We start from the raw sequence: 16,295 nt of genomic DNA on the forward strand, positions 1-16,295 counted from the left end.
TCACGTCAGAGGAAATTCGAGCACCTACCGCTGATTTGGGTTATTTCGATAATATCATTGGCAAGCGCACGTCGAGAGTTCGTTTACCACCGCGACGGCAACCCACCTGCAGTCTTTCTCGCGGTAGATACGTAACGGCTTATTATGGTTGAACCTCATCCATCATGTCGCCATCAAGATAGACGGCCGGCCACTAAGTCAGGACTAGCCCATCGTGTCCGGTGACATTTCGTTTGAGTCCATTGTACGGCATGGTGGATTACTTATGAGAAGGAATGCACTTGCAATTTTCAAGAGCACATACCCTTCTGCCAAAAGTTTCAAGATCGAAACAAGGCGCGCTCGGCCCTGCGTAATTATTTACAAAAAGCGATCAATCCGTCCTGGATGCCCATCGCGTAATAAGATCAAATTAAAGACAGAGGAAGAGTCGCCTTCATCCAACCTAAGCCGTTTAGCAAAAGCGAAATTCACCATCACAGCTCTTCGAACCTGAATGAACGCACCAAAATCGAACTTCGGCGATCTTTCTTAAGACTGCGTAAATGGAGACGAAGTGCTGCGAACCGACAACCGGATAGTGACCCAGAGATATCGACCACTGCGTTGTGTTCGATTTTAAGCCACCCCCCCTTACTCTTGTCGTCGGCACAACGAATCTTTGCCTCCATTTGGAATCCATCAGGAATTTCTGCATCGATCAAAATTTTAAATAGACCTTCTTTTACAGAAAAGACCTGTGTCGCAAGGGGCCCACTAGCTGCTAAACGCAAATCGGCCCGCATCAAGACGTCTCGTTGCGGAGAGAGGCGAGCACGGACCTGACTGCTGTTAGGAATGTTCCATCCAAATGGCAAAACCTTACCATCACTTGCTAAAAGTTCATTTTTGCTACGACTTTCGAAATGCTTGCTCATTTGATAAACCGCCCAAGCTGAAGGCAGGAAACCGCGGGCTGCCAATAGTGCCACGGCATCTCGATCAGCGTTCACTAAGTTTTCATTCGGCTCATCAAGGAATGATTTGCGGACCTGTACAACGTGCAGAGGATCTAAATTGGCAGCAGAATATCGGATCAAAGCGCTCATCCACTCCGGATGCCCATCCATAATTTGCGCTAGTTGCGCGACATCGTCAGTCTGCGCCAGAGAGTTGGCAAGAACTGGCACAAACTGATCACTAACATCCGGATGAATAATTACCATTCGCTCAATCGTTGCTAAAGCGCCCTGAATATCACGCGTCTTGGCCTGCGCTTGCAATTGCATCGCCTGAAGAACCAGGGTGCGCCGATTCAGCACTATGGTCTTTGCGACTATTTCAGGGCTTAATGATAATCCCCCATTGTGGCATCCATTAACTAAGGTCGCAGCCGCAATTGCTTTGCCATATAACGGTTCAAATATAATGCCTGTACGGGCCATTTTTGCAATTTTCGCATCGGCACACCCGGCCTTAGCTTTCTCTGGGTCCGCAAGCGCCGCTGCGTAGCTCTGAGTTGCGATTTTGCTTTGCGTTCTGCTATCGAGAATAAAATCATGCGAAAAGGCCACCCCACCAAACGCACTTAGCAATGTGAAATTGCTATATAATGCAGCTACGCCGACTATAAACATCGCACCGGCTTTGAGTGCGCGAATCATCAATCAATATCCAGACTATAACTGTAATCATAGCCGTATTTCTCCGAGCTTGGCACGCGCGTCATTATGAAGGCGTCTATTGCCGAGCCCGCCTGTGCAAGCCGGTTCTCGGCTGCGAAAATCTTTCGAGACCCGATCTCATTGGCCTGGACCGCATACACGACCAAATCGGCCATTTTCGCAAGATGCACTGCATCGACGAGGCCAAGCACCGGCGGCCCATCGTAAAGTACTAGATCGTATTGGGCCACCGCTAGTTGATGCAATTGCAGCATACGCTTGCTTGTGATTGCCGCGGCTGGATTGGGCGGATGATACCCCACCGGGATCACATCAAAGCCCATTCCTTCACATTTACGAATCGGCAGTGTATCGGCGTCAAAGTCTTCAATATAATCGCTAAGACCAGGGCTCTTGGACAGATTGAGACGACTATGGAGCCGACCACGACGGATATCCGCATCAACTAAAAGAACATTCAATCCACTCTGGCTGAGCGCATTGCATAGACCAATAGCAGTCATGGATTTACCTTCGCCAGCCTGACTACTCGTAATCAATACTGATCGCTCTTCGCCGTCTAATAGATGGCGTAGAGATAGCGAGGTAGAAAGAGAAGCTTCATAAATAGCTGAAGATTTGGCGCTGAGTTCGTCTATCGCATCTTCGGCGCTGAATAGAGGCATAGACCCTATTACAGGCCGATTTGTTAAAACCTGTAGCTCCTCAGGCGATCGTATCACTTGATCAAGTGCTAGCTTGCCACCGACAAATAGACCAGCAAAAACAAACCCTGCCAAAGTCGCAGCAATTATATTAAGCGTAGGGTTTGGATAGGAAGGCCCTTGGGGCACTTCAGCATTTTCGATGATTCCGATATTGCTGGATTCCGTCGGCGCGACACCAACCTCTTTAACGCGCTGAAGCAAAGCATCATATAGCTGACGATTGGTGTCAACCTCGCGAGCGAGAAATCCGGCCTGCACTCCATCGCGGCGTTCGTCGATCAACGACTGGGTAAGCCGTGAGACCTCTTTCTGCAACGCCTCCTCAGCCCGCAAGGCCGACCGGTAATCTTCCTCTAATCCACGCCGATTAATTTCCGCCTCTGATGAAATAGCGGAGGTGATCTGATTCAGCTCCTCACGTGCAGTTTGAAGCGGCGGATAACCACTTCCATACTGCTCTTCCATACCGGCAACCCGAGCGGCGAGTTCAGCTCTGCGAGCGCGTAGCTGATTGAGAGCCGGTGACGTGACTGCGTTCGCGCCCATTCCGGACCTGCGTTGACGACTAGCCGCGTCAATACGTTCCGCACGGGCCTCACTTAACCGGTCATTCAAGCTGCTGAGCTGCGAGGAAACCAGAGTTGGACCGTTTTGCGTTAAAGAGCCTGCATCGTCACTAGGCAAATTCAAAATGCGATTACGTGATGCAAATTCAATGAAATCTCGCTCCGCAGCCTGCAATTTTTCTCGGGTTTCCGCGAGACGAGTGTTAAGAAAGTCTCGCGCCTGAATTGTAGCTCCAAAACGCCGCTCGATGTCGCTAGCAATAAAGGTTTCAGCCCAGACGTTTGCGAGACGCGCAGAGTATTCCGGATCACGCGTAGTCATACCGATGTCAACAAGATTGGATTCTAAAATCGGATCGACCGAAAGGGACTCTAGTAGAAGGTCTACAGCACGCCTTTCACTAACTTCCTCCCCCTGAACACCAAAAGCCTCCGCAAACGCGAGATCACTCTCGGCACCGACGAAGACCGCGACATCGCGCGCGACAGAGCGCGATCTGAGCAGCTCGTATTGCGTTTCGAAATATTGATCAGTCAGGATTAAGGCGCTTGCAACTTCGGTATCAAGCGTCTGGACTGTCGCCTCTTCCGGTTTGAATTCGAGCCGACTTTCAGCCGTGTAATAACGCGGCTGAATCATTGTCAGTATGATCCCTAGCGCGATTGAAGCCGTAACAATGCTTAAGACTCGCCACTTTTGCTCGCGCAGAATTTGAAGCAGCCGGCTGGAGATATCTGGCCGCGCCATGTTGCCTTGACGCACTTCCAGTAGAGAACCGACATCCGAAGATTCAGATTCTATAGGACTTACACCAAACATAGAAGCCTCAAATTTTTAATGAAACACGCCGCCATTTCAACTGAATCCGATCTGGGTCACCGTGTGAGAACTCGGTCGAGTAAAATAAGCGGGCTTGTAACGGCGCTTACCAATGGTGCGTAGATGGAAATTTTACGCAGTAGTGCACTCTCGCCCACCATTATTACATCACCGGAGTAAACCGGCGGGTCACCATAGTTTCCACGCTCAATCGCAGTCACGTTAAAGACGCCGATATAACGCCGCCCTTTGACTTCACGGATAAGCAGTACTTCCCTTCGCTCTGCCGCATCAGTCAAGCCACCAGCCGCCACGACCGAGCGCAATAGCGAATTCGCTTGCGTACTGGAATAGAAACCTGGCCGCTCCACCTCCCCACCAATCGTGATCTGGCGGGCGGCACCGTTTTCGACTTCAAGCGAGACCTGGGGATCTAGCAAGATCTGCGGAGACAGGCGCCTAGCGATCTCGGCAGCAAGATCACTTCGGCGCATTCCGGCAGCGTTGATGGAGCCGGTAAACGGGAACTCCACGAGTCCATCGTCTTCAATCTGGGCACTCGCGGTGAAATCCTCCGCGCCGTAGACCTGCATTGTAACTGTGTCGCCAGGCGCCAGCGTTCCGCCTTCGCGCGACGATGCGATACTGCGCTCCGGCGGACTCGGGAGAGAAGAGTTATCGAGAACGGTAACATCCTCAGCTTGACCGATCGGCGCGCTGCTGACACAGGCCGCACCCATGTAAGCGAGGCTCACCACCGTCGCAATCCGAAATGCACCAGTCAAAGTACTGCTTTCCCTCGTCGATCGTTAAGGTCGCGAACCGTGTCGTTTTCGCGCTTCGCTCCCATAGCGACGGCGATCAACTGATACCAGAGGAAAGTGCCGAAAGTCAGCAGAAAGGCGGTTCGAAGGGGGTAATCCAAAAAGCTACCCAACGCCAGCACTGCAATTGCAATCACCAAGCACTGTGAGCGAACGCGGACAAGCTCTCCATGTCCACGCCAGCAGGTGCGAGCCGCGCGGACGATACTTACAATCGGCCAAAGGATGAGACCAAAAGCGAAAACGCCGTACTCAACGAAAGGCTGCAGCCAGTCGTTGTGTGCTTCATTAACGTACTGTCGCATGAGATTGTCGTCCGTTTCGGCCATGCGGTAAGCGTCTTCGAACGTGCCGGGTCCACTCCCGAACGGGAAATGCATGCCTGCCAATGCGAAAATGTCTGGCAGGAGCTTGAAGCGAAGATCGTCGATCGGGTCGGAAGCAACCAGTCGGCCAAACGCTTCGGAATTGTATGCCAACAGTGGCAAAGCAACCAACGCGACACCCGTGATTGCCGCGGTCGGAAACAACAAACTAGAGCGCTTACCACCTTCCGTGGGTCGTGCTTTTGCGAAGACGGCAAGTGATGCGAGCGTAGCTAGCCCAGACATGGCAAGACCTGCGCGGCTGGACCCTAGGAGGCAGCCGGCGAGGATCAATCCGGCTGCGATCAGAAAAAGTGTACCGTTTTTTCTCTGCTGCGATCGCTTTTCCATATAGCGATAGAGGCATAGAGGGAGTGAGGCCGCAAGGAAGATGGCATGATGATTGCGGTTGGCGAAAACGCCGGTGGCGCGCCCGAAATTAGCGACATCGAAAAAATAAAGCGATAACGCCCCACTGACCACCTGCAAAACGCCGAGAAAAACTGAAAGGACAGCGATTGCGATGAACAGGTCTATCGCTCGCGCTCGCCATCGCTCACCTGCTCGCATGGCTAATAGTACGAGAGCGAAGGGTGCAATTACGGCCGTAAGGGTGTTCAAAGTCAATGCGACCGAAACCGTGGCGGGTCTCCAGGTGCCCGCCATTCCGATGGACGCGAAGAAGTCCACAATGGGTTCGCGTCCCGGCATCGCCGTCCAGAGTGAAGGAGGCAAAGGGACCAAGTAAAGTGCGGTCAGCGCGAGGACCAAAGAAAAGAACTTGGGCAATGCCGGGTTGGGTGCGCCCGCTCCATTCCGACTGCGGAAACCCGAGCCGCGAAGCTTGACTACTCCGAGGCCAATCAGGATCATGGAAGCAATGATCTTTACCGCTAGCGTTTTCCATTCTTCGGGGCGTGACGCACCACCCATGACGGCAAGTAGGACGATAAATGCTAGGAGGGCCATTTCAAAGGCATTTGGACGCGCCCGACCTATCGCGGGCCCCCACTGCCCGCTGATTTTCGATCCTCGCTGAGAGTTGGTTTGTGTCGACATTTGAGCCAAAGACGCTCCAAGATTGGGAAAGGTGGATGAATAGGAATCGGCATCAGTTCTGACATGAGAGCATGTCGCGGTCCAAGGTTAAAGCGGCGTAGGCTGCGATGTTCCCAGCGACGTCGAACGTTGCTTCGGCATGCGCGCGGCTGGCGGCACCCATCGCGGACAGGGCAGCCGTGTCCAGGGCGAGAACCTTGCGCATTGCCTGCTCCAGCGAAACGGCATCGCGTGGAGCCGCGATGAAGCCCGTTTTCCCCTCGATTACGGTTTCGCGGCAGCCCGGATGGTCCGTCGTGATCACCGGGCGAGCGCATGCGGCGGCCTCGATGGCAGATCGGGGAATGCCTTCGCCGTAATAGGAGGGGAGCACGAAACAATGCGCCCGGGCCATCTGATCGCGAACATCATCGCTTGGCCCGCAATAACGCGCCGGCGAGCCTTGCAGCAGGGCATCCAGCTCGGCCCGCGGCATGGTCGAGGAAAGCTGTTCCTGCGTGAATCCGACGATCCGGTATTCGATCCTGTTTCCATCGGGCGACACGTCGCCGATTGTACGTGCGGCCTGCGCAAACTCCGCCAAACCCTTGCTGAGCACGAGGCGGCCGCTGAACAGGAAGACGAAGGGATCGCTGGCGGGCAGGGGGCTGGGCGCAAAACGTGTCAGGTCGACGCCGGAACCGGCAAGCTGCGCGGCCTGTCCGGACGAAACGATACCTTTGCCGACGAACATGTCCCGGCTTTCCCGGTTCTGAAAGATCACTTTCTTCGCACCGCCGAAAGCCGCGGAATAAGCGCGACATGCAGCTTTCGTGAGCAAGTTGTCGCGTTCGAAAACCCTGCCGAGCCCCGACACATTGGGCGCAAAACCGGTCCCGGTCAGCCGACTTGCAATCCCGGCGAACACATTGGGCTTGGGTGTGAAGGTGAACACGGTCGCGGGACGCAGGCGCCGGAACAAGCCGACGTACCAGGCGAGGATGCGGGCATCGGCAAATGGGCTCATGCGGCTCGGAAGCGGGGGGCTATCGTGCACCGTCGCTCCCAGTTCCTCAAGCGCTTGGCGCCGGTCGTCGCGCGGCGCAGCGCAGTGCACTTCATGCCCCTCGGCAATCAGCGCCGCAATGGTTTCCCGGCGGAAATTATGCAGGTACCACTGCGTATTCGCCGCAAACAGGATGCGGCGGCCATACTGATTTTTAGAAGTCATATCGTGTTGGCCAGACCCAGTCTTGCGGGGCTGGGTCGATGGGGCGATGGGGGTGGCACCGCCTGCCGCCGGGAAGCCTGAACCCCTCGCACCAGACCGGCAATCGCCAATCCCTGTACGAGCCAGAAGATCCGCTGGCGAAGGCCGAAAGTGAACAATCCATAGAGGTAGATCATCACCAGGGCCATCAGCACGCCCAGAAGGAATTGCGCCGCCTGTGGGTTCGGCAGCGACTGGACCCGGCGTAAGAGACCGACCGCACTGACAACCAGGATAGCCATCAGCAACGCCAGCCCGGCCAGTCCCTGGTCGATCAATATCCCGAGATAGGTGTTGTGCACCTCGTGCCGATGATCGAAATATTGCCGCAGGGCATCCGGTCCGTAGCCGATGACCGGCGATTCCCACCAATGCTGTTCAACCAGGGCAATCTGTTTTCCTCGCGGGCCAAGCGATTCCAGAGTATCCTGTTGCTCGCCCATTTCGACGAATTCGATGATTGGTCGCGCCGCCACCCGCATTGGCCCTTCGGGCAGGGCGGTCCTGCCAAAAGTTACCACAGCGCCGATCAGGGCCACGGTCGCCAGCCCGATGCCAAGGCTGATCGAAATCACGCCCAGCTTGAGCCACACCGAAGTGAGCCGTGAGAAAACCACCCGGACTGCGAAAAATGCCAGCAGAAGGATAAGGAAAATGAAGGACGACCGGCTTCCTGTCGCCAGCAGGGCGACCATTCCGAGGATAATGGTCACGAGTGCCCACGCACGCATTGCAGGCCGCGCCCTGTCGGTGATGAAGAATGTCGTCGCAAGCGCCATTCCCGGTGCGACGTAGGATTGCACCTGATTGGTCGTCAGCATCGTGGAACTGATGCGGTAGCCGCTGGTCGCCCATGCCGGCGCCAGACCCAGCAGGGCAAGGGCGGCGACGAAAGAGACGAGAAAGGTGCCCGCAACGATCGCGAAAGCGATCGTTTCCATGTCGCGAAAACGCACGGCCCAATAGATAAGCGCAACCGCAATGGCCATCCCGTAGATATAATTCGCGGTCGTCAGCACACCGATTCCGAAAGAGGAACCTGACGGCACCCCGACGAGGGTCAGGCTCAGCATCAAGCCGAAGATGAACGCCGCGAACAGCCACAGGCAGAGGCGCTGCTGGCCGGAGAGCGGGGCGCCGATGCGCTTGCTGCCGACGGCGGCTACCAAGGTGAGAAGCAGGAACAGGCCGAAGAAAATGTCCGCAGCAATCAGCTTGGTACCCACCCCGGGCAATTCGGGCGTGAGAGTGATGGCGGATAGAAATGTGGCGCAGAAAAGCAGGCCCATCGCAAGGCGTTGCATTGCAATGAAGCGCTGCGTTCCCTGAACGGGGGGCGATCCGGCGAAGCCCGTCATGCGCCCGCCTTTTTCTTCATGCGTGTGCTGCTGATCGCAATGCGGCGAAGGTAACGCGCAGCGGACCAGCCGAACGCCGCCGCCATCCAGCCAAGGCCGGTAATACCCGACGGGCGGTTCTTGACGATATTGAGCAGCTGGCCGTGCATCATCTTGTTGAGATTACCGCTCAACCCGCCACTGTGGAATGGCGGGTTTCCATAAACACCAAGCACTTGGTCCACCATCAAGGCTGGCTGCCCTACAGCTTTTAAATAGCGACACCAAAAGTCGTGATCTTCACCATATCTTCTTGTCTCATCAAATCTAATTGAATTCCGATGGAAAATTACGGTCGGAGTGTTAATCCTGTTCCAAAAGTACTCTTTTTCATAGCTAAGCCAGCGTGCTTCCGGTGACTTAAATTGCAAATCGAATAGAGAATAGCGGCCTTCGTCATCGATCCAATGACTGAGAAGGTGATGGAAACTAAATGCTGCTTTCTTGCCTTGCATGGCTTTCAATTGGTATTGAAGCTTTTGATCAAACCAATAATCATCGGAGTCAAGCAGGGCAATATATTCTCCTGACGCGGCATCAATCCCGCGATTGCGCGCAACCGATGGTCCACCATTTTCTTCCAACTCTATCAGGCGAGTAGGAACGCGCCTATCCCAATCGTCCAGGCGGGATTTGATGTAATTCACGGTATCGTCCGGCGACTTGTCATCCACCAGGATTATTTCGGCCGGCGCCAGGGTCTGTGCCAGCACGCTGCCGACGGCCCTGTCGACCGTGTCCGTGCAGCGGTAGCACGGGATGACGACTGAAATTCTGTCAGATGGCTGCGACACTATGTTTGCTCAGTCCTGTTTGCCTGGATATCTGGATCTGGTTTCAATGCCCGCAAAGCCATGGCGATGGTCACTACCGCATTGAGGGATAGGGCGATAGTTGCAGCAGCAGCTATGCCCTCGATCCCGAAAGGGCCGACGAGCACAAGGCTTAGAGCGACCTGTAGCAGCGCGGATAGCACGACTGCCATAATCAGCCGTTTTTGCCGACCGGACAAATTGAGGTACGCAAGCGTGAATGCCCCGCCGCTGGCGAATGCGGTTCCCGCACACAGGATAAGCAGGGCCTGGTAAGCAGGTGCGAAGGCAGCTCCGAAAGCTGTTGCGAGCAGCCATTCGCCCGCCAGGATCATCGCAAGAATTCCGATCGCCGTGCAGGCCCAGGTGCCGGCCATCGCACGAAAGAGGATCTTTCGGGTTTTTTCAGGCGCATCCAGTTGTGCACTTTCCGAGATATACGGCATCGCGACGAGATTGATGGTCGCTGGAACCATGGAGAGGACGGCGGCGAACTGTGCCGCTGCGCGATACAGCGCTACTGCCTCCTCGTCGGTCGTGAATCCCGCGATCAGCGTTCCGGCCTGGTGATTGAAATATTGCAATGTGCCCACCACGGCGAAAGGTATGAGCATCCTTGTCGATATCGGTGTCGAAGAGGGGGTGGTGTGGCGGATCGCTTTCCCACGTGCCGAATAAGCGATCGCCGCGAAGGCGAACACGACCGCCGACAGGAAGATTGCACCGCGAAGCAAAGCAGCCAGGTTCCAATCGATGACGCTTCCGGATTGCCACACCGGATACAGGCAAGCGACGAAGATCACAGGCGCCAGGACCGATGCGGGCAACATGGCGAAAGCCGGCATCTTCAGCGACCGCGCAGCACCCATGAAAGGCCCGGAGAGGCAGAATGCCGGGACCAGGACGGCGGTCGCAAACCAAGGCACTTCGCCGTCGAATAGTTTGCTGAGGCAAAAGGTGAGGAGAGTGGCGAGTGACGCCGGAATCACCCATAGCAGGGCGGCCCGGGTAGACCAGCGGACGGCGTGAAGGGCTTCACCATCCTCACCCAGACGAATATGGCGCGGCACCTCCCTAATCAGGAGATTGGAGGTGCCTTGCACCACGGGGACGCTGAACAGCCGTACCGCCGCATAAAGGAAAGAGAAGCGCCCGAAATCTCCCACGGACATCACCCGGACAAGCATCATGGAAACGCCAACCAGCAAGACCGCCTCTCCGGCACGGATGACGCCGGGCCCCAATAACAGGGCGAAGGCCTTTCGGGCCTGACGGATCAAGCCGGCCTTTGCCATGCTAGCGGACCTTCTGTGCTGATAGGTAGAATAGGTAGGGCGTCTGACTGCGGCTCCTTAGGCTCGTCGCCTGTCGCTTTCAAGCTTCGGCTTCCTTCGCGCGGTTGCGTCGGAGCGTCTGAGTGCATAGAGGGCCACGGCTATCGTCGAAGGGCCCCGAATGCACGATCTTTCCAATGTTTACTGGTACCGTCCGAGGCGGTTCAAGATTTTCTCGCAACCCTTGAACCTGGGCGATGCACTTTCTCCGTTTATCGTGGGCCGTTGCCTCGACAAGTTGGCAACAGCGCCGACCGGTGCCCCACGAAACCGGTTGCTCGCTCTCGGTTCCGTCCTCGAGAAAGCCCGCGATGGCGACACGATCTGGGGCACGGGATTCAATGGAACCAAGCCCGACGATGCTTACAATTTCGAAAAGCTCGACGTGCGAGCCGTTCGTGGCCCCCGAACAATCGAATTGCTTCGCAGCAAAGGTATCGAAACGCCCGACACGGTCGGCGACCCGGGTATCCTGCTTCCCTTGTTGCTCGAAAGGCCGGCGGCCGAGAGGAAACTGGGCCCGCTAATCATTCCGCAGCGAAGCGATCCGACCCGTTTCGACCGATTCGATCGCGTTCTGCAGACCGTGGGGGATGACTTCGCCGCCTTCGTCGATGCCATACTGGCGTCCGATGTCGTCCTGTCCGGATCGCTGCACGGCATCATCCTGGCGGAGGCATACGGCGTCCCGGCGGTATTCGTGCACCATCGATCGGCGGAATCGCTCGACAAATATTGCGACTATTACGAATCGACCGGGCGGACCGAATTTCCAACTGTCAGCGATTATGAAAGTGCGCGCCGTGCTGCGCCACCGCCGCTGCCCGATCTTTCGAATATGCAACAATCTCTTCTCTCTGCGTTTCCAACCGATCTTTGGCGGAACGAGGCGGGGGCATGATGGCGCGTCTTCCCAAAGCCGATGAGATCGTCAGCCATTCTGGTCAATATGATGAAGAATGGAATTTCCCCGCCTCCACCCATCGCCGGACCCTTCTAATTGCTTCCACTGGACGTTGCGGTAGTCACATGTTGGGGCGCGCGATGCATGCTACAGGGCGATTCGGTTTTCCCCTCGAATATTGCCATCCGGCCAACCTAAGAATTTGGGGCAAGAAATTCGGTGAGACCGAACCGGTCGCCATTCTTCGCAAAATTATTGAGCACCGGACCAGTCCCAATGGGGTATTCGGTTTGAAAATGCATTTTTCGCACCTTCGGGCCTTCCCAAATCGAAAACAGCTCTTCGAGGCTTTGGGAGACGTACGTGTCGTACATCTGCTGCGTGAAGATCTCGCAGGCCAAGCCGTGTCCAATGCCATCGCCACCCAAACCGGCGTATGGTTATCTGGGATGATGGGCACTGGGCGCGAACCGCAATACGACGAAGCACTCATCCTACGGAGCATGCGACAAATCGCCGCCGACAATGCTGGATGGCGTGAGTTTCTGGGCCGCGCAGCAATTCCATCGGTTCTTATGACTTTCTCACGGGTTAGCGCCGATCTTCCTTCCGCTATACGCGAAATCGCAGAATTTGCGGATATCGACATATCGGGGGTGGACATCCGCTCGTCTCCCGCGACCCGCAAACAGGGCACGTCGCGGAACGCTGAGTGGGTCAAACGGTTCAAATCCGCGAACTATGATCATATGGGGTCCGCCTACGCATCCATCAGTGCCATTCCCAGAATGCTGGCCAAACTGTTGCTTGGCAGGGTATAACCACCTGCTGAGCGTTAAAATTTTTGGAGTTTCCAAGTGTCTCGTTTTGATTATCTCACCGCTAAGGTGACCTCGGCCGATTTTACCGAGATACCATTTCGCCACATACACATCGACGATTTTTTCTCCGACAGCGACTTCGACGAGATCTTGGCCTCGCCGGAGATCAAGCTACCTCCTGCCGATAACGACGATCAACTTTTCGAAAATCTCGAAGGAAGCGGCTACAAAGTCATCGAATTTCCGGGGTGCATTACCGATCGGGCGGAATACCTTCGCTGGCGACATGATCCCTCTCAAGGAGCTTATCACAACACGTGCGAGGGATTCGGGATGACTCTTCGCCTGTTTGAGAAACGGAGCGAGATCTTGCGCGAATTGGACGAGTTTCTCGCTTCGGACGAATTCAATCGCGCGATTGCCGAAAAATTTGACGTTGATTTCGACAATTGTACGATCGACGGGGGAATCCAGAAATATCTAGATGGTTATGAAATCAGTCCGCACCCCGACATTCGCCGCAAGGCTGCGACATTCATGGTGAACATAAACCCACACGAAGCCTCGGAAGAATTCGACCATCATACCCACTACATGCAATTGAAGCCTGAACGAGCCTACGTCGGGTCCTTTTGGGAAGGCAACCCCGACTTCGACCGTGCTTGGGTGCCGTGGGACTGGTGCCAGACAGTGACCGAGCAGCGGCGCAACAATTCAATCGTTCTGTTCTCGCCTTCAAATGACACGATTCACGCGGTGCGCGCACGCTACGACCACCTCAAAACCCAACGCACTCAGCTATACGGCAACCTCTGGTACGATAAACTTCCTGATCGCAAGCCGATGAAATGGGAGCACCTAGATCTGCGCGCCACCGGCACCGATGGAATTACTGTCAATCAAATCAAGGGTGCGTTACCCAAACCATTGCGCAAGGGTTTAAAGAACGTGAAAGCCGCATTGCCATGGAATAAAACCGGCAAACGCAAAGTTTAAATCTTCGACTTCCGGCTGCACACCATGACTTTCTTGTGCAAAGCGGGTTGATCTTGTCCGACTTTGAAGAAAGAGACGGCTCGGAAATTTCTCTTTATCCGACATCTTTTCTAATATTGAATTGACACTGTGCGGAGCGAAGCTGCCTCTCCTGGCAAGGTCAGAACCCTCTAAACCAGTCGATCCGGTCCACCCGCTCTCCGAAAAATCTCGCGCCTTCCACCGTATGATGGCTGTAATCATGGAAATACTTTTCTAGGCCGGGGCCAACACCGTAGCAAGTTTCACGCGGGAAATTACAGATGTAGCCCATGCGATCAAGCAAGCTAACCTCCGGATACTTGCTGGCTATCCTTCGAAACTCGGCGTTATACTTGGTCATCTGTTCAGGCGGTGGCCGCATCGCATTCTCGTAATAAGCGCGGTTGATCTGCCGGGCGATATCCTCGATCGACGACCCGGTGTCCTTGAGGGAAAAAACCAGGCGGTCTGCCAGCGTCCAGCCTCCGGACCGAAATTCATCGAATTCATGCAAGTTTTCTACGATCACGACTTTCTTGCCCGAACCGACCATGATCGAGACCGCCTCATCCAGCCGGGGGAGGTCCCTTTCCCGCAACCGCGTGGCTAGAACGACCACATCGGCTACGGTGTAGTTCGGGGACGAGAAGAAGGCATTTTCCGCCGAAAGGTTCGCAACTTGCTCGCCGTAGCGCGCGAGTTGGTATGTCCGGGCGACATCCCGGCTAAAGGACAAGACGTTGTAGATGTCCTTGCCGTGCGAATTGCCGACCACCACAACCTTGCGGCGGGTATCGTCATCGGAGAACCAACGCTGTCGGTCGGAGGCGTCGCCTTCGACATATTTGCTGTGCCTGTCCGATCCTTGAGCAATTGCCAGGATTCGTCGCGCAGAAGCTGGTTGTCATTGACGTAATTGCCGATGACCAGCGGCCGGTTCAGGGGATTGAATGCACCTGCGCCGATCTTTCCAGCAGCCAGGTACAATACGCCGCCAAGGGCAACGGTCGCGACGATCGTTGCAGCGCTGACCGACAGCACCTGATTGCGCGTCATGAAATTGCGATCGCGGAACGGGGCCTCGATGAATTTCCAGCTGACCCACGCCAGCGCCAACGATAGGCCGCTTAGGCCCAGCGCGACCGCGACGAACAGCTCTTCTACCGAAACGATGCGGGCGAAGGCGAACAGCGGCTGGTGCCACAGATAGGCGCTGTAGCTGATCAGTCCGACCCAGACGAAAGCCTTGCTGCTGAGGATGCGCGCCGCCCAGGTTTCCTGATGCGCGAACATCACGAGCAGGACCACGCCGACGATCGGGAGCAACGCATAAAAGCTGGGAAACGGGGTTTCGGAATCGAACAGGAAAATCGAAGCGGCGACCATGAGAAGACCGAGCATCGCCAGGAAATCGTTGGCGCGCACGCCGTGCTTCCGAACCGAAAAGGCCGCAAGCGATCCTGCAAACAGCTCCCATACGCGGCTCGTCGCCAAGTAGAAATTCGTCGCCGAGTCGGTTCGCGAAAGATATTCGCTGAGCAGAAGGCTAGCGAAGGCCGAAACAGCGATCATCCAGAAAACGCGGTTTCGCCCGAAGCGCCACGCGAGAAACAGAAAGATGGGGAAGAACACGTAATACTGTTCTTCGACGGCCAAGCTCCATGTGTGGAGAAGCGGTTTTTTCTCGACTGCCGTGTCGAAATAGTCCGCCTCCATCCAGAAGAGGATGCTCGAGACAAAGAGGCTTGCGGCAATGATGCTTTGCGCGAAGTCGTCCAGCTGGCTGGGCAGAATGAGCGCCCATGCTGCGGGCACGCAGGTCAATATTACGAGAGTGAGGGCCGGCAGGATACGCCTAGCGCGGTGTTCGTAAAATTGGATTATGCTAAAACGCTTTCGCTCAATGTCGGATATCAAGATTGTCGTGATAAGGTATCCGCTGATCACGAAAAATATGTCGACACCAACATATCCCCCTCAAAAAAAATCAAACCCGCCGTTGAACAGAATTACGGGTAATACAGAAATCGCCCGCAAGCCATCAATTTCGGGACGGTACTCCATTCTATAAAGGGCTCTTTATCATGAAATTAACCTGCGGACCTTAAAACACTCTAGAAATATTTTTGCCGGCTAGGAAAGTTGCGATACTTCGGAAATAATCTTAACTCAGATTCCTCGAATATAGCGGCCGAACCGAAAATTGAAGCCCTTAAACAGCGCCTTCCGTTAGGTTAACCTTCTTCGCCCTGGGGCGGTAGACGGCGCTTTCTCCTCACCGGTTTTTGGTTGCAGCTGCTTGTCGCCTGGGGCAGAGAGCCGCATGCGCCAGAGAGCAATCTTCATGCCTAAAAAAGGAAAGCCCTTTTCTTCGAGCATTCTATTTTTTTAAGGAAGAATGATCCATACATTTATGAAAGTTCAAATTAACATACCCTATTATAGAATTTTAGATCAGCATTTATGAATGGGTATTATTACCAGATCTCATCAACTCACCGTACCTGAGAGCGTTTCCGTTTTTGAGAATTTTGCTTCGGCTGGAGTAATCTTGAAAAAATTCGATCCTCACGACATTTCGGTTCTTGACCCCACTTCGGAAAAAAGCCGGTAAAATCACACAGATAGATGCAAGTAGGGCGAACCTTATCGCTGGCTCGCTGGAGAAACACAATGTTTATGAAAGAAATCCAGGAGATGAGATAATGAAGATCGCTATGGTGGGCAGCGGCTATGTCGGCCTGGTATCGGGCGCG

Annotated in this window: 12 protein-coding genes and 1 pseudogene; 3 read left to right on the top strand and 10 right to left on the bottom strand. The window is 54.9% G+C overall.

Annotated elements, in window-relative coordinates; translation table 11 throughout:
* Window positions 1–476: 476 nt before the first annotated feature.
* The 8 genes from ACGHJ7_RS14090 to ACGHJ7_RS14125 are packed head-to-tail and all read right to left on the bottom strand — an operon-like array spanning window position 477 to window position 10,758.
* Window positions 477–1,643, bottom strand: coding sequence for a hypothetical protein (locus ACGHJ7_RS14090; RefSeq protein ID WP_390478978.1), 1,167 nt, complete (start codon window positions 1,641–1,643; stop codon window positions 477–479).
* Complete coding sequence (locus ACGHJ7_RS14095) at window positions 1,643–3,757, bottom strand: GumC family protein (RefSeq protein WP_390478980.1); 2,115 nt, start codon at window positions 3,755–3,757, stop codon at window positions 1,643–1,645. The genes ACGHJ7_RS14090 and ACGHJ7_RS14095 overlap by 1 nt, the downstream gene beginning before the upstream one ends.
* A 56-nt stretch (window positions 3,758–3,813) precedes the next feature.
* A complete protein-coding gene (locus ACGHJ7_RS14100) occupies window positions 3,814–4,512 on the bottom strand; it encodes a polysaccharide biosynthesis/export family protein (protein ID WP_390478982.1) in 699 nt (232 codons plus the stop codon).
* A 26-nt stretch (window positions 4,513–4,538) separates the two neighbouring features.
* The gene (locus ACGHJ7_RS14105; protein ID WP_390478984.1) at window positions 4,539–6,005 is read right to left on the bottom strand and encodes an O-antigen ligase family protein; all 1,467 of its coding nucleotides are present in this window, start codon (window positions 6,003–6,005) and stop codon (window positions 4,539–4,541) included.
* Between the two features lie 52 nt (window positions 6,006–6,057).
* Window positions 6,058–7,215 (bottom strand): glycosyltransferase family 4 protein, encoded by a 1,158-nt coding sequence (locus tag ACGHJ7_RS14110; protein ID WP_390478986.1) that lies wholly within the window; start codon window positions 7,213–7,215, stop codon window positions 6,058–6,060.
* Window positions 7,212–8,558, bottom strand: coding sequence for an O-antigen ligase family protein (locus ACGHJ7_RS14115; protein WP_390478988.1), 1,347 nt, complete (start codon window positions 8,556–8,558; stop codon window positions 7,212–7,214). The genes ACGHJ7_RS14110 and ACGHJ7_RS14115 overlap by 4 nt, the downstream gene beginning before the upstream one ends.
* A 50-nt stretch (window positions 8,559–8,608) precedes the next feature.
* Complete coding sequence (locus tag ACGHJ7_RS14120; protein ID WP_390478990.1) at window positions 8,609–9,445, bottom strand: glycosyltransferase family 2 protein; 837 nt, start codon at window positions 9,443–9,445, stop codon at window positions 8,609–8,611.
* Window positions 9,445–10,758, bottom strand: coding sequence for a lipopolysaccharide biosynthesis protein (locus tag ACGHJ7_RS14125; RefSeq protein ID WP_390478992.1), 1,314 nt, complete (start codon window positions 10,756–10,758; stop codon window positions 9,445–9,447). Before ACGHJ7_RS14125 ends, ACGHJ7_RS14120 begins: the two co-directional genes overlap by 1 nt.
* A 313-nt stretch (window positions 10,759–11,071) precedes the next feature.
* On the opposite strand from ACGHJ7_RS14125, the gene ACGHJ7_RS14130 reads away from it, so the two are divergent.
* From ACGHJ7_RS14130 to ACGHJ7_RS14140, 3 genes are read left to right on the top strand one after another with little or no spacing between them, the layout of a single operon-like run.
* Complete coding sequence (locus tag ACGHJ7_RS14130) at window positions 11,072–11,698, top strand: polysaccharide pyruvyl transferase family protein (RefSeq protein ID WP_390478993.1); 627 nt, start codon at window positions 11,072–11,074, stop codon at window positions 11,696–11,698.
* Entirely contained in the window at window positions 11,695–12,522 is an 828-nt protein-coding gene (locus tag ACGHJ7_RS14135; RefSeq protein ID WP_390478995.1) for a Stf0 family sulfotransferase, read from the top strand. The genes ACGHJ7_RS14130 and ACGHJ7_RS14135 overlap by 4 nt, the downstream gene beginning before the upstream one ends.
* Before the next feature lie 36 nt (window positions 12,523–12,558).
* Window positions 12,559–13,518, top strand: a complete 960-nt coding sequence (locus ACGHJ7_RS14140) for a hypothetical protein (RefSeq protein WP_390478997.1) — start codon at window positions 12,559–12,561, stop codon at window positions 13,516–13,518.
* 160 nt (window positions 13,519–13,678) lie between these two features.
* Here the strand turns inward: ACGHJ7_RS14140 and ACGHJ7_RS14145 are convergent, their stop codons facing one another.
* Window positions 13,679–14,317, bottom strand: a complete 639-nt coding sequence (locus ACGHJ7_RS14145) for an SGNH hydrolase domain-containing protein (protein ID WP_390478999.1) — start codon at window positions 14,315–14,317, stop codon at window positions 13,679–13,681.
* A gap of 329 nt (window positions 14,318–14,646) precedes the next feature.
* Window positions 14,647–15,501: pseudogene (locus ACGHJ7_RS14150) on the bottom strand (acyltransferase family protein); the annotation flags it as partial.
* Window positions 15,502–16,295 lie beyond the last annotated feature (794 nt).

This window comes from Altererythrobacter sp. MTPC7, assembly GCF_042851395.1.
Taxonomy (GTDB): domain Bacteria; phylum Pseudomonadota; class Alphaproteobacteria; order Sphingomonadales; family Sphingomonadaceae; genus CAJXSN01.